The organism is Agrobacterium sp. SORGH_AS_0745 (assembly GCF_030818995.1).
GTDB lineage: Bacteria > Pseudomonadota > Alphaproteobacteria > Rhizobiales > Rhizobiaceae > Agrobacterium > Agrobacterium tumefaciens.
On sequence record NZ_JAUTBI010000004.1, the window covers coordinates 507,531 to 520,892 of the forward strand.

The 13,362-nt window shown below is 56.6% G+C and carries 10 protein-coding genes; 4 read left to right on the forward strand and 6 right to left on the reverse strand.

Translation table 11 applies throughout. The features are described from left to right. The first annotated feature begins 410 nt into the window (after positions 1 to 410). The 3 genes from QE432_RS26005 (at position 411) to QE432_RS26015 (ending at position 3,206) form a co-directional block, all read left to right on the forward strand. On the forward strand, positions 411 to 1,352 hold the full coding sequence (locus QE432_RS26005) for a LysR family transcriptional regulator (protein ID WP_112154684.1): 942 nt from the start codon (positions 411 to 413) through the stop codon (positions 1,350 to 1,352). 168 nt (positions 1,353 to 1,520) lie between these two features. Further along, complete coding sequence (locus QE432_RS26010) at positions 1,521 to 2,276, forward strand: SDR family NAD(P)-dependent oxidoreductase (RefSeq protein WP_306627404.1); 756 nt, start codon at positions 1,521 to 1,523, stop codon at positions 2,274 to 2,276. Positions 2,277 to 2,504: 228 nt separating this feature from the next. Further along, a complete protein-coding gene (locus QE432_RS26015) occupies positions 2,505 to 3,206 on the forward strand; it encodes an alpha/beta hydrolase (protein WP_112154682.1) in 702 nt (233 codons plus the stop codon). A gap of 510 nt (positions 3,207 to 3,716) precedes the next feature. Here the strand turns inward: QE432_RS26015 and QE432_RS26020 are convergent. From QE432_RS26020 to QE432_RS26030, 3 genes are all read right to left on the reverse strand, one after another. After that, positions 3,717 to 3,992, reverse strand: coding sequence for a hypothetical protein (locus QE432_RS26020; RefSeq protein WP_003519315.1), 276 nt, complete (start codon positions 3,990 to 3,992; stop codon positions 3,717 to 3,719). Between the two features lie 70 nt (positions 3,993 to 4,062). Then, a complete protein-coding gene (locus tag QE432_RS26025; protein WP_003519316.1) occupies positions 4,063 to 4,443 on the reverse strand; it encodes a DUF6481 family protein in 381 nt (126 codons plus the stop codon). Between the two features lie 361 nt (positions 4,444 to 4,804). Next, positions 4,805 to 5,014 (reverse strand): cold-shock protein, encoded by a 210-nt coding sequence (locus tag QE432_RS26030; RefSeq protein WP_003519318.1) that lies wholly within the window; start codon positions 5,012 to 5,014, stop codon positions 4,805 to 4,807. Between the two features lie 649 nt (positions 5,015 to 5,663). On the opposite strand from QE432_RS26030, the gene QE432_RS26035 reads away from it, so the two are divergent. Continuing rightward, positions 5,664 to 6,710: an alpha/beta hydrolase family protein gene (locus tag QE432_RS26035; protein ID WP_306627407.1), complete on the forward strand. Its 1,047-nt coding sequence runs from the start codon at positions 5,664 to 5,666 to the stop codon at positions 6,708 to 6,710. Between the two features lie 29 nt (positions 6,711 to 6,739). Here QE432_RS26035 and QE432_RS26040 read toward each other — a convergent pair whose 3' ends face one another. The 3 genes from QE432_RS26040 to QE432_RS26050 all read right to left on the reverse strand — a co-directional run bounded on the left by QE432_RS26040 (position 6,740) and on the right by QE432_RS26050 (position 13,355). Further along, entirely contained in the window at positions 6,740 to 9,676 is a 2,937-nt protein-coding gene (locus QE432_RS26040) for a Mur ligase family protein (protein WP_306627409.1), read from the reverse strand. 223 nt (positions 9,677 to 9,899) lie between these two features. After that, complete coding sequence (locus QE432_RS26045) at positions 9,900 to 11,102, reverse strand: HlyD family efflux transporter periplasmic adaptor subunit (protein ID WP_080802228.1); 1,203 nt, start codon at positions 11,100 to 11,102, stop codon at positions 9,900 to 9,902. Next, positions 11,103 to 13,355 (reverse strand): type I secretion system permease/ATPase, encoded by a 2,253-nt coding sequence (locus QE432_RS26050; protein ID WP_306627411.1) that lies wholly within the window; start codon positions 13,353 to 13,355, stop codon positions 11,103 to 11,105. Positions 13,356 to 13,362 lie beyond the last annotated feature (7 nt).

The following is a 13,362-nucleotide window of genomic DNA, read 5'->3' on the forward strand; positions in this document are numbered from 1 at the left end:
TGGCATGCCAGCCATCGAACCGCCCCGCATCGATTGATGAATGTCTGACGAGCGATCTACGTCGATAAAATGCACACTTTGGTAGCGCCCAAGTCAGCGCATGTGCGAAGGATAGGTGTCATCGACTGCGTGCGGTCTTTCCGGCATGGCATTTTGCGTGTCGCCGCCATGCCGCGCCTTACTATCAAACCGATTGGGCGACGAAACCAGCCGAAAACGGAGCATTTACCGGATCTCTCTGCACAGAGAAGCCAAACCTCCGGCATGTATGGCGTCGACTGTGTTTTAGCGACAATCAGCATTCGAGGTCTTGTTGGAGGCACGCGACCGATTGAGAGCAAGAAATTCAATGGTCTTGGTCGCGGTTCCGATATAGTCGGTTATCGTAGACCTAATCTGCAGGGCGTTGCATGGACCAGATACTCGCCATACGAACATTCGTTCGCGTCGCCGAAGCCGGATCTTTTACCAAGGCAGCGGACACAATGAATCTCCCACGGTCGTCAGTTAGCAAGCTCGTGCAGGATCTTGAAGCACATCTCGGGACAAAACTCATTGAGCGAACCACCCGGTCGGTGACAATGACCACGGAAGGTATTGCCTATCACCAGCGCGCCCTTCGCCTGCTTGCGGATCTGGACGACATGGACGGCACCGTCGCTGGCGCCCGCAGCGCGCCCAAGGGAAGGCTTCGGATTGATATTGGTTCTGTCCTGGCGAACCGGATCCTCATCCCGTTCCTTTGGGACTTCCAGCGCCAGTATCCGCAGATAGACCTGCTTCTCGGCGTCAGTGATCGATCTGTCGACCTTATTGGCGAAGGGATCGATTGCGTCATTCGTGGTGGTTCACTTGGCGATTCATCCCTCAGGGCGAGGAAGCTGTGCGAACTCGACTATGTGCTCTGCGCAGCGCCAGTTTATCTCGCCGGAAAAGAACTGCCGATGCATCCAGACGACATTCAGGCGCATCGTGTCGTCAGCTATTTTTCGGCGTCATCCGGTAAACGGTTCCCGCTGCGCTTCCAGCGCGGCAACGAGCAGACCGAGTATATGCCGATGTCAAGCGGCATTTCCCTCAACGAAAGCACGGCGCATTTGAATGCGTTGCTAGCCGGGTTGGGTATCGGCCAAAGTTTCGGTTTCCTGGCAAGACCTAATATCGACAAGGGTTTGCTGATCGAACTGCTTCCTGAATGGAAGCCTGAAAACCATGTTTTGCACCTGGTCTATCCTGCGGACAGATTTTCAAACCCGCGGCTGCGGGCATTCTCGGACTGGGCGGCGAAAGTGTTTGAAGGCGTCGACGCAAGGCGCGGCGCGGCGATGGAGACTGTCCATACAGATGGATAATGTCTCCATACGAACTGGCTTCTCCCTGCCAGGCTGAGGAATTACGTTCTGCACATCGGACTGCGACGACAGGCCCAAGGCCGGCGCCACCTCCCGCATAGCTTTAGACCGTCAACAGGCCGCGAATTCGGACTGACCCTTTCGCGCGCCCAGCCTTAGGAGAATAAAATGACCAAGAGACTAGCAAATAAGATTGCAATCGTGACCGGTGCAACGAGCGGCATCGGCCTGTCGACCGCCAGACTTTTCGCAGCCGAAGGAGCCCGGGTCTACATTACGGGTCGCCGCAAGGACGCTCTGGACGAGGCCGTCGCAGCGATCGGCCACGGCGCCGTCGGCATACAGGCGGACTCGGCAAAGAACGACGAACTCGACGAAGTCTTCGCCCAGGTGAAGTCGCAACAGGGACGCCTTGATGTCCTGGTCGTCAACGCCGGCGGCGGCAGCATGCTTCCCCTCGGCGAAATCACCGAAGAGCAGGTTGACAACACGTTCACTCGCAATGTGAAGGCGGTCATCTTCACTGTTCAAAAGGCTCTGCCACTGATGGGTCGGGGTTCGTCGATCGTTCTAACGGGTTCGACCGCCGGCACAGAAGGCACGGCCGCATTCTCGGTCTACTCAGCCTCCAAAGCGGCCGTCCGCAACCTCGCCCGCTCCTGGGCTCTCGATCTCAAGGGCACTGGCATCCGCGTCAACGTCGTGTCCCCCGGAGCAACGCGCACGCCCGGACTCGTGGAGCTTGCTGGTGATGACAAGGAGCAGCAGCAGGGTCTGATCGACTACCTAGCTTCCCGTATTCCGCTCGGTCGCGTCGGTGAGCCCGACGAAATCGCCAAGGCGACCCTTTTCCTCGCCTCCGACGATGCGAGCTTCGTCAACGGCGCCGAACTGTTTGCCGATGGTGGCCAAGCCCAGGTCTAAATCCTTGGACGGGAGCGGGCCGCGCCCGCTCTTTTTTCTCCTGGGGCACCAGCGTTCACAGACCCATCAGAATGCACCAATCTGTTTCGATGAAGTCGCTCTGGTTCAAACGGCCTCCAAAAAGCAACGTTGAATCGCTGACTGGTCAGGACTTCAATGAATGAGATACGTTGGTTTCGTTTATCGCGGAAGACGATGATAAACTTATTCTGATGATTGAGAGAAAATATGGAAATTGAATCCAATATCGACATCGTATCCAATGAGTTGGAATCCTTTACCATTACTCGGGTCGAGGCCAAGAACCCGAAGTTCATTGCTTTGTTCGCAGTCGGTCGTGGCGGTAATCCGTCACGCCACCGTCATTTGCTGCAGACCTTAGCTAACGGGAATTGCACGGTCATCGCACCACACTTTGAAATGCTGACCTCAATCGCCCCGACCAAGGCCGAGTTGGACATGCGCATCCGCAGGCTCGAAGCATCTATAGACGATTGCACCTCCAGCAATCTCCCCATCGTGGGTATCGGGCATTCCATTGGAGCTACGGCCATGCTCGCCCTTCAAGGTGCCGAGGGCGAAACCCTTGATGGGCAGCAACTGATTACAGGCTCCACGCCACGCCTCGAGCGACTGGCCGTCTTGGCTCCGCCAACGGACTTCTTCCGCCGACCAGGTGCGCTTGACCGTATCAAGATGCCGATGAAAATATGGGTGGGAGCCAAGGACACAATCACGCCCCCGGCCCAGTCTCGTTTTCTCATGGATGTTCTAACCGCCCAGGCATCTGTGGCGCTCCAAGTTGATCCCGATGCCGGCCATTTCACATACATGGACGAATTGCCACCAAATGTCCCGGAACCTCATCCAGATCGACACACTTTTCTCGCTGGCTTGGCCGATGAAGTAACCGCGTTCTTAGTCGCATAGCGGCTAATGCGGTTAGCAGATAACCGTCATGCCGCGACCGTGGGACAAGCATTGCTTTTAAAACACCCGGTAGGTCCGCATGCTGTCAGCGATTTGTCCGTGCGCCCTTGCAGGTAGCCTTGAACAGGTCGTTGACGCGTCAATCGACGCCAACGTCTTTCCACTTGGTCTACTGGTCGACGCAAGTGGCTCGCTGCGTTGCCTCAATGCTCGCTGATAGTGCGGCGAGTTGGCCGGCCACCAGTCGCGCTCAGATCCGCATGGGCAAAATGATCGAACAGACCGTGATTGAATAAACTGTTAGCTCTCACGGAGCCGAGAGCTCGATCCACTGATATGGAATACCGGGCACATCAGTTTCAGCTTTAAGGCAAGCTCGGCCACCCTGGCACAGAGAAAGGAGAAAAAGCCAATCACTCAACCAAACCCTGATCAGATAATCGTACTCGGAGGTTGCGCACTTCTCCTTGGAAATCGGCTCGGTTCCTCGTTGAAACCGATGTCCAGGGGTCAGGCACGGTCGTAAGTGAAGGACGTCAGCAATGTCGTCACGAAGTTGCTCGCCCGTTCCTTTACAAGCACTTCAGTCCACTCGTCGGTTCCTCGAAGTCGCAGATCGGAGTGGATGCTGTCGACCGCAGCTTCTTCAATACGTTTTATATGGGCCTTGAAATTCGCTTCTCCACCGTCATGGTACATGTCGCGAATGACCATGCGCAGGATTTCCTGGATAGCGATTTGCCACGACGTGTTGATTGCCTGGAGCTCGTTATTATCCGGTGCCATGGGGCCGCTTTCGTTAGAGTGTCACCAGCATGACGCCGTCATGTTGTGGGGTCGGCGTGCAAGGGCAAGGTTAGGCTTGTCTTGCCTTGCGGTTAGCGTAGCGCCGGTCGCGTTCAGCCTTTCGCATCGTCTCATCTTCAATGACCCGGGCTATACGTGCCTTTTCGGCACTCTCCCGCGCTTCGATTTCTGCGACTGCGACCGCCTCAATCGCTGCCTGGCGCTCCAAAGCGTCGGTCTCGATACGCTGCTGTTCCTCAAGCTTCGTGCGCTCGCGTTGAAGACGTCGCTCTTCTCGAGCTGTGGCAATGGCTGCTCGTTCTGCCTGTCTTGCCAGCCTGGAAGGTTCTAAAGCGGTCTTTGCCGCGCGGTACGCATTGAGCAGAGCAGCTTTGGCTTCGGTAGATGCGGCGCGACGGTCGGCGACGTCATTGTTTCGGGCGTTCTTCATGGATATCCTGATAATGAGTGGAAGAGAGATCATCGCGTTTTGGCGCGTTTTATGACCGGACTGATGGAGCAGTGCCCTGCCTTCTTGGCGAGACGTGCCGCTGGCAGCCATTCGGTCTACGGGGCGTGGGCGCCGTATTCCGACACTACCGCAAGGTTGCTTTTGACAGAAAATAACATCTGGATGCCGGTGAAGCAGATCGTCGTCTGCAAGGCGGATCCACTTTGTTTTTCTGCTCTTGCAATCTCAATTGGTTCGGCTTGAAACCGAAACGAAAAAGGCCAGGCAAAACGCCTGACCTTAATGAAGCAGCTTCCGACAGTGCCAGTACATCCGTGGTCAAAGGGAAGCAAATCTTGATTTATGCGGCCTGCAGATTGGTAGCAGACATCTTGCCCGACTTGTTGTCGCGCTCGAGTTCGAAGCCGATCTTCTGGCCTTCAACGAGCTCGCGCATTCCGGCGCGCTCGACAGCGGAGATATGAACGAACGCATCAGCGCCGCCATTGTCGGGCTGGATGAAGCCGAAGCCTTTGGTGGAATTAAACCATTTTACTGTGCCAGTGGTCATGTTGAACCCTTTCAAAGCATAGAGTGTAGGACCGCGAAGCTGATGCTGCGCAGCGAGGAAACCGACTATTTTTGAAATGGAAGTTCGCTTAAAGCGCGGTGCCAATCGCGCGGTAGACAAAGCTCGGCAAGCAAAAGATCGATGATTTATGTATAACGGACAGAAGTCGTCGCGTCAACGATTAGTTTTCATATTTTGTGGATTCGCCTTAGGGTTGTCCTTCCTGAGCGTTGCATGAGGCTGGTGCTTCGAATTACTCCGGATTTATAGACAGCTTATCCCACCTCGAGAAGAACGTTACGCTGCGCAACCTCAAATCGCGTCGGCAATCAATGTCATCCACACGCCGACTTCCACGGAATCCGCGCTCCAAGCTGAGTCGAGTAGGCATGGCATTTTACGGCGCTTCGTGCGGTTGGAATTTCTTTTGCTGGGCCGCGATCGACATCACGCGATGGTGAGCATTGTGAAGATGAAGCAGGGTAGCTTGTCTCGATCCAGATCGTCGATCGCGCCTCGGCGTGCGCGGTAATCAAGGAGGTGACGTATCGGCATGTTTTTGGCAAAATGATGCAAGGATTGCTGGCGGAGCTCTAACATTGGTGACTGTTCCTAATAATACGAACGCGACGACGTACGGAGTGAAGCCATGAACAGGCAAGAGCCCAGGCTTTCCTGGTGGATCGCGCGTTGGGTTTTGCTCGCGCTCGCTATTCCCGGGGCATCGCAATCCGCGCTGGCCGATGCACCAAGACTTGGTCCTTTCGAACTCCCAAAGCCGCGTGAACTGACCATTTTCAAGAACGACGAGAACTTCAGCCCCTTTGAGGCTCTGAACGGGTCTTACGCATCGGCAAGATCATGCTCCGCCGTCCCTCACGGTCTGTGGATCGAAGTCGACGGCAAGGGCGATTGCATTCGGTATTATCCGCAGGCGCTGGTAGATGGCCAAAACCAGACGACCCTGGTTTATTTCGGTGGCGACGTGATGTTGCGCAATTCCAAAGGCGTGCGTTTCATATCAGATTCCTATCTGCGCCAGTCACCTGCCACGATAGCAGCAGAAATGGCGGATTGGGCGCTACAAGCCGGCTATCCCGCAATCTTCATTGCCCGCCCGGGCATATATGGTTCTTCTGGCGACCATAACAAACGTCGCCATCTGCGCGAAATTGCGCTGATGGATCGCGCGCTCGACCTGATCAGAGAAAGGCATAAGGTATCAACTTTCATCCTTGCGGGTCATTCCGCAGGCGGACAGATTGTTGCCGCCCTCATGAACCGGCGCAGGGACATCTCGGCAGCCGTTATCACCTCCGGTCTGGTTTCGGTAAAGCAGGTATCCGCCTTCTGGGAGCGGCGGCGGCGGGTTCCTGGCAAACTGCTTTACAATTCATCAGAATTTTACGATCCCGTTGATGAAATCGACCGTATTCCGGCCGATCATCGGCCAGAGATCTATATTCTGTCCGATCCGGAAGATCGTACCGTACCATTTTTCAGTCAGCTCTTTTATGTCAGGCGCCTGCGCGCCGCAGGCTTTGAGCCACACCACGTCTACGTTCAGGCGACGGACCGCCAACGCCATATTCTGGCATATCACGGTCGCCTCGCTGCTGCCCTGATCGCTCGAGGCAAGTCCCCGGTCGAAATCCGTCGTGCCGTGCATGAAATGGAACTTGAACAATTCAAATAGCGGTTCGCTTTGGCCGCGTGCAAACTGGCCTATGTGAGGGTGCTGCGGTCGGCGTTATTCTTCAACCATTCTACCAGTTCGTGCATTCCTGTGCTGTGCGAGCCCTTGAAAAGAACCGTGTCCCCGTCTACCAGACGCTCACGAAGAATTTCCTTCAGTGCCTGACGAGATTCGGCATAGAGACCACGCGAGGACGGCGAAAGCGCTTTCCAGAAGTCGCTATAAAGGTCACCCGTAACATACACCTCATCGATCGACCGGTCCTGTATAAAGGCTGCGAGCTCGGTATGGTAGGCGGCCCCGCCGGGGCCAAGTTCCGCCATCTCTCCCAAAACAGCAATCCGCCGCCCACCTATGTGATCACCCAGGCGGGCCAGAGCAGCGCGCATCGAACCCGGATTGGCGTTATAGGCATCGTCGATCACGGTGAGCCGGCGTCCGTCAAGCAAGAGGTGAATTTCTTCACCGCGTCCCGGCAGAGCCGCGAAACTTTCCAGTTGGGCGATCGCTGGTTCGAGTGGGTGACCGAGTACGGAGATCGCTGCGAGAACGGCCAGGCCGTTCAGCGCCATGTGAGACCCGGCCGCGCCGATCAAGAAGCTGACCTCCCGGTTCCTGATCCGCGCATGAGCGTGCCGGCTTGCCGCGTCATAGCGCAGCAGCTGGCACATGCATTCCTCCGAGGTGCCGTAGGTGACAATCTCAAGCTTTCGCCGAGAAGCCGCATCATGCACCGTGTCCCATTCAAGCATATCGCGGTTGAGGACAGCCGTGTCGCCCGGCTCCATGCCCAGAAATATTGCGCTTTTGGTCCGTGCGATGTCGGTAACCGTGCTTTTTTCGCCTAGGTGGGCAGGTAGAACATTGGTAAAAATAGCGACTTTCGGACGCGCCATACGGGCACTTATGGCCATTTTGCCGATGGCGAGTTCCAGCACCACATGTGGAGTCTCCCACGGGATGGAAGCAAGGTTCCACGCCACGCCGGCGGGCAGGTTCGCATTATGGTTGCTTTTGGCGACATTGCCCCAAGCCGAAAGCGCGTGGGCAAGCATGGCGACAACTGTCGTCTTACCGGCACTACCGGTCACGGCCAACACACTGCCAGTCATCCGGCTGCGCGCATAGTCGCCCATCGCCAGAACGGCTTGCATATTGTCCGCAACCTTCAGCACCGGCCCCTGCTGGCCACTGGCAAGATCCGGTTCTGTTGTCATGAAACCTGCCGGTTTTGCCCGATTGATCAGTGCATTCAGCGGCACGCCTGTTGCATCCTCATTGCCACGCAAGACGACCATGTCTTCAGGTTGCATCGCAGGTGCGTAGGTGCAAAGACCCTTTGCAGTCCAGCCGTGGGGCGGTTGACGAACCCAGGTGCCGCCCGTCGCGGCAGCGATATGCGCCGCATTCCACTGCCTGCCACCAGGAATGACCTTTGACTTCGATAATCTGGCGACACGGAGCCTGTCAGATGCGGCATGTTGGCGTACAAGTTCGCGGAAAGCTGCCCGCTCTCTAAGATAGCTGCGATAAGCAACGAGGCCGGAAAGGTAGTGCTCGACATCGTCTATCCGCACCCGGAACGCATGGTGACGGATGAAGAATGAGCCGGCGATACGGTCGGGCTTGCGATAATACATCGCCATTTCCGGCCAGAAATGGCCGTTAAGCAGATGGTGGGCGCGTTTCTCAAGCGCCCTTTCGAAATGCACCAAATCGATGTCACTCAGTAGGCCGTGCAATTTGGGTTCGGCAGCAATCCGCGACAGCGTCTGGCGTGCGGCCATCATCAATTCGAGCAATGTCGGGAAGGTGGTGATCCGGTTCTCCACGAAATCGAGATAGTCAGCGATGTTGCGGATGGCAAAACGGAAGTAGCGCTCCTCGGGCCTGTGACGCGTCAGTTCATTGACGCAATAGCCGAGCCAGTGATCGTGATGTTTCCAGTGATCGCGGGCGATGAAGTGATTGAATGCCCGCTCAACGGTTTCTAGCCACCTCTCATCGCCGGTCAGGTCGTAGAGTCGTATGAGACCGAAGGCTGCCTCGCCTTCGTAATAGATGGTGCGATATTTTTGTTTGATGGCAAGACCGGGATAATGAAGGACATGCACGAAGGCGCCGGTCTGCGGATTCTGCATGTGGCGGATGCCGAGAGCGAGCTGGTCTGCAAGTCCCCTCCATTCTGTTTTACCGGTGGCCGCCATGTATTTCGTCAGGGCGAGTAGCGCAACGGCGTTGCCGCCAAGCTTGATTTCACCGTCGGCCTCAACGAGGAACGCAGCTTGCGTGCCATCCGGAAGGACGGTGGGCTTGATCAGCCTGGCCTCGAGAGCGACGAGCGCGCGTTCGATCGCATTTTTCAGCTGCGCGTCATGGGTGACTTCCCAGGCCTCGATCATGGCATAGGTCGTGCTCGCGTGCCGCAAGGCGTTATAGGCCTCTATGCGTCGGTCGAAACAGGCATGGTAACCGTAGACAAAGAATCCGTCTGCTTCGACCTGTCGTGCAAGATACCTAGAGGAGTCACGAATAAGTGACAGTACCACCCCGCCGTCCAGCCTGTCGATTGTCCGGCGTCCGGCTTCAATGCCCATTCCCTCAATTGCGTGGAGCCTATCGGCTTCATCGCAGAAGACACCTTTTGTCGAAAAGAGAAAGATCGCTTTGTCTTGCGAAAAGCTGAGAGCTGGCAGATCTTCATAGCGAGCGCGAGCATAAATGTTGAAATTCTTCTCGTTCAGCACGGCATTGGTGATGGTGTTGCCGCCATAGAGCATCGCATTTGCGTTCAGCTCCTGTTCCGTGAAGGCATGGCGGAATGCCGGATCCAGCGCGATGCCAAAGCGAAAATAGTTACGCTTCACTTTGCCGAGCAGTGCGCGCAGCTGAGGCCATGTCGTCTGTTCGGCAATCTCTACCCAATCGACACGGAGCCAACGCCCCTCAATGTTTTCGGAGGCCATGGCGGCGAACAGACTGGTTACTCCCTGCTGCCATGCCGACTCAAGCGATGGCCCTGACGCATTAATGACACGGGCGCGCTTGTCACCATCGGATACCGAAAAGAACAACGTCACGGATGGCAGCGGCTGTGCCAGTGGGCGGACCCGGCCGCGCAGAAAGGTCCGAATACTCGAAAGCCGCTGTTTTATGTCCCGTGGTTTCCTTGCCAGGTCCACTCTTGCCTCAACGTTCACGCAATGCCTCCCGGGCCTTGTTGAAAGGCTTGACGAGATATTCCAGTACGGTCTTTTCACCCGTATGAATATCGACGTTCGCGACCATGCCCGGCACTATCGGAAACTCACGACCGGCGGCGTTGACCAGCGCGTCCTTCTCGGTCTTGATGAATACGCGATAGTAGTAAATCTCCCGGTCGACTTCATCCTGTATCGTGTCGGGCGAAATTGTCGTGACTTTGCCGTCGAGACTGCCATAGACGGCGTAGTCGTAAGCGCTGATCTTGACGCTCGCGCGCTGGCCCGGATGGATATAGGCGATGTCGCGTGGCGATATGCGTGCCTCGATGAGAAGCTCATCACCCAGCGGGATGATGTCCATGAGCTTGCCGTTGGGCGGGACAACACCGCCGATTGTCGACACCTCTATGTTCTTGACGATGCCGCGTACCGGTGAACGGTGTGTCAGGCGAGCAAGACTATCCGCCCGGCCGGTCACCACCGGGGAGAGCGAATTCACCTCCGCATTCGCCTTCGTCAGTTCCTCGCGCGCCTTCACGAGATATTCAGACTTGATCTCGACCTTCTTGAGTTCGAGTTCAACGATCTGCCTTCGTAGCCGGATGACCTCGACATTGCTGGCCGCCCCGATGGACCTCAGTTCTTCGTTGAGTTTCAGTTCACTTGCGACAAGCGAAAGGGATTCCTCGATCCAGCGCAGCGACTCCTCCAGCGCGTGCCGTCGCGCCGTGTAAAGTTCAGTCTCCGATCCAGTCAGTTCGGGATAAGCGTTCAGCGCCGCGGGGAAAGTCAGTGGCGTGCCATTGACTTCAGCTTCAAGCCGCGCCGCGGCAGCGAGCGTGGCACGATATTTTGCGGCACTTTCCTCAACATCGGATTCGCTTCTTGTGGGATCAAGCTGCGCGAGAATCTGGCCGGGCTCGACCACCTGGTCCTCGCGCACATGAAGCGTTGCGACAATACCCCCCTCCAGTGATTGTATGACCTGTTCGCGGCTGGTGGGGATAACACGGCCATCGCCGGTTGAGACCTCATCGAGCGTTGCGAAATAGGCCCAGACGAGCATAGCCACCAGAAGAGCGACGAAAAGTTGCACGACGCGTGTGGACCGGGTGAGGTTTCGACCGTCATCGTCGCCGAATGCCCAACCGCCGTGCCTGGAGAAATCGCGTTCGCTGAATGCCGCCATTTACACCTCCTGTGTCGTCTTAAATGGAAAGCTGTTGACCGCCGCTGCGGGCTTCGCTTCCGACATTTTTCGGCGCACGCCGTTCGGCGCCACAGTTTTTTTGACACCACGTAGGGTGTTGAGAACCTCCTCCTTGCTACTATCGAGAACAATTTGCCCGCTCTCTACAACGACGATGCGCTGAACAAGTTCAAGAACGCGCATGCGGTGCGTTGCGACGACGACCGTTCGCTCCGCACTCCAGGATCGCAAGCGTTTTATGAACTCACGCTCGGTCGCTTCATCCATTGCTGCGGTGGGCTCATCAAGCAGGACGACGGATGGGTCACGAATGAGAAGGCGTGCCAATAGCAATGCCTGCTTCTGTCCGCCTGATAGGCCTCTTCCACCTTCAAGGATCGGGTGGTCGAGACCACGCGGGAACTTTCGCACGAAATCATCCGCTCCCGTCATCGAAAGTGCCTCAAGAAGCAATGGTTCGGGTGCGTGCAATGCGCCTAGGGTGACGTTTTCACGGATCGTGCCGTGAAACAGGCGCATATCCTGCGTCAACAGCCCTACATTGCGACGGAGATCGGAAGGGTCGATCTGTGAAAGTGCAAGGTCATCGATCAGCAATTCACCGGCTGCCGGGTCAACCATGCCCGCCATAGCAAGGAGAAGGGTCGATTTGCCCGCGCCGTTTTTGCCCAGAACGGCAACTTTTTCACCAGCGGCAATTGTCAGGTCACCGATGGCAAGCGCCGGCCGGCCTGTACCCTTACCGTAGTGAAAAGCAGCACCCTTGATCCTGTAGGCGCCACGCAGGGTGGAGACACTTACTCGTGTCTCGTTGTCGGGATGATCCGAAGGCATGCGCAGAATGGCATCGATGCTCTTCAACCCGACTTTAGCCTGCTGAAATCGACCGAGGATTTGTGTCAGTTGCGCCATGGGCGCCATCATGCGGGAGCCTAAAATGGAGCAGGCAACGAGGGAGCCCGTGGTCATGTTGCCTTCCATGACAATCGGCGCGCCGACGAAGACCACGGCGGCGAATGTTCCAGTTTGCACTGTATGGCTCCACGCGGCAAGACCATTGGTAATGGCGCGCAGGCGAAGCTGTCCGTCAGCAGACACGGCATTGTAATGGTTCCAGCGCTGCTGAAAGTGATCCTCAGCCTGTAGTGTCTTGATGTCCTCTATGCCCTGAACGGCTTCGACGAGCATGGCATTGCGCAGTGAGGATTCCCGCATTGCCTCACTGGCGGCAGCACGCAGCCTGCGCTGTGCCAACAGGCCCGGCAAGATTAGAAGCAACAGTGCCGCAACCGGGATGATCACAATCGGTCCGCCAATCAGCCAGAAGATGAAGAGGAACAGGATGAAGAATGGAAGGTCGGCAATTGCTGACACTGTGGTGGAGGTCAAAAGTTCGCGCACCTGCTCCAGGTCGCGCAACTGGGCAATGAATGTGCCAGTTGAGGTGGGCCGTTCCTGGTTCTTTACCCGGAGCGCATGGCCGAAAACCAGATCGGAGATTCGCATGTCTGTGCGCTTGCCGATGATGTCGATGATGCGGGTGCGCAGACGGCGCATGATAAAGTCGAAGAACACGGCCATCAGCACACCGATGAACAAGACATAAAGCGTGTTGAAGGACTTGGCCGGCACCACCCGGTCATAAACCTGCATTGAGAACATCACGCCGGCCAGCGCCAGAATGTTGGCAACAAGTGATGCCAGCATGACATGACCATAGGAGCCGAAGTCGCGAAATGCGATCGAACGGAACCAATGTTCCCGGTAAGGGGCAATGTAACCGTCGACCCGCTCATCGACGGTTCCGCGTTGCGGCCGCGCCAGGATGATGAATTCGGTCTGCGACAGCAGAACGTCTAGCGGCAAGACCGTTGCAACGCTGCCTTCTCCGCTCAGCACGATGGACGCGTCCTTCCTCGCAGAAAGACCCGTTACGACGCCCACGGCACCGTCCGAGAGCTTTACGATAACCGGTAATCGCCAGCTGCTGAGTAGGCGCGGTGTCGGGGCTGCCTGTTTTATCTGCAGGCCCATTTTGCTTGCCAGGCGCGCAAGCCAATCATATGTCTCGATCGCCTGAAGTCCTTCGGCGAGTTGTTGTGCCCCGCCGGGCGAGAACGGCACACCATAATGACGTGCCACATATTGGAGGGCCTCGCTCCAGCTCGCAAAATCAGTGCGGGCAGCATTAGGATCAGGCCATTGTTCCGTCGTCATGTCGGAAAGGGGCATGGATATT

Bases quoted from the DNA above. Each gene is read 5' to 3' on its own strand.
- QE432_RS26005 (WP_112154684.1), top strand. From the start codon at position 411: ATGGACCAGATACTCGCCATACGAACATTCGTTCGCGTCGCCGAAGCC.
- QE432_RS26035 (WP_306627407.1), top strand. From the start codon at position 5,664: ATGAACAGGCAAGAGCCCAGGCTTTCCTGGTGGATCGCGCGTTGGGTT.
- QE432_RS26050 (WP_306627411.1), bottom strand. From the start codon at position 13,355: ATGCCCCTTTCCGACATGACGACGGAACAATGGCCTGATCCTAATGCT.
- QE432_RS26025 (WP_003519316.1), bottom strand. From the start codon at position 4,443: ATGAAGAACGCCCGAAACAATGACGTCGCCGACCGTCGCGCCGCATCT.
- QE432_RS26030 (WP_003519318.1), bottom strand. From the start codon at position 5,014: ATGACCACTGGCACAGTAAAATGGTTTAATTCCACCAAAGGCTTCGGC.
- QE432_RS26045 (WP_080802228.1), bottom strand. From the start codon at position 11,102: ATGGCGGCATTCAGCGAACGCGATTTCTCCAGGCACGGCGGTTGGGCA.
- QE432_RS26015 (WP_112154682.1), top strand. From the start codon at position 2,505: ATGGAAATTGAATCCAATATCGACATCGTATCCAATGAGTTGGAATCC.
- QE432_RS26020 (WP_003519315.1), bottom strand. From the start codon at position 3,992: ATGGCACCGGATAATAACGAGCTCCAGGCAATCAACACGTCGTGGCAA.
- QE432_RS26010 (WP_306627404.1), top strand. From the start codon at position 1,521: ATGACCAAGAGACTAGCAAATAAGATTGCAATCGTGACCGGTGCAACG.
- QE432_RS26040 (WP_306627409.1), bottom strand. From the start codon at position 9,676: ATGGCCTCCGAAAACATTGAGGGGCGTTGGCTCCGTGTCGATTGGGTA.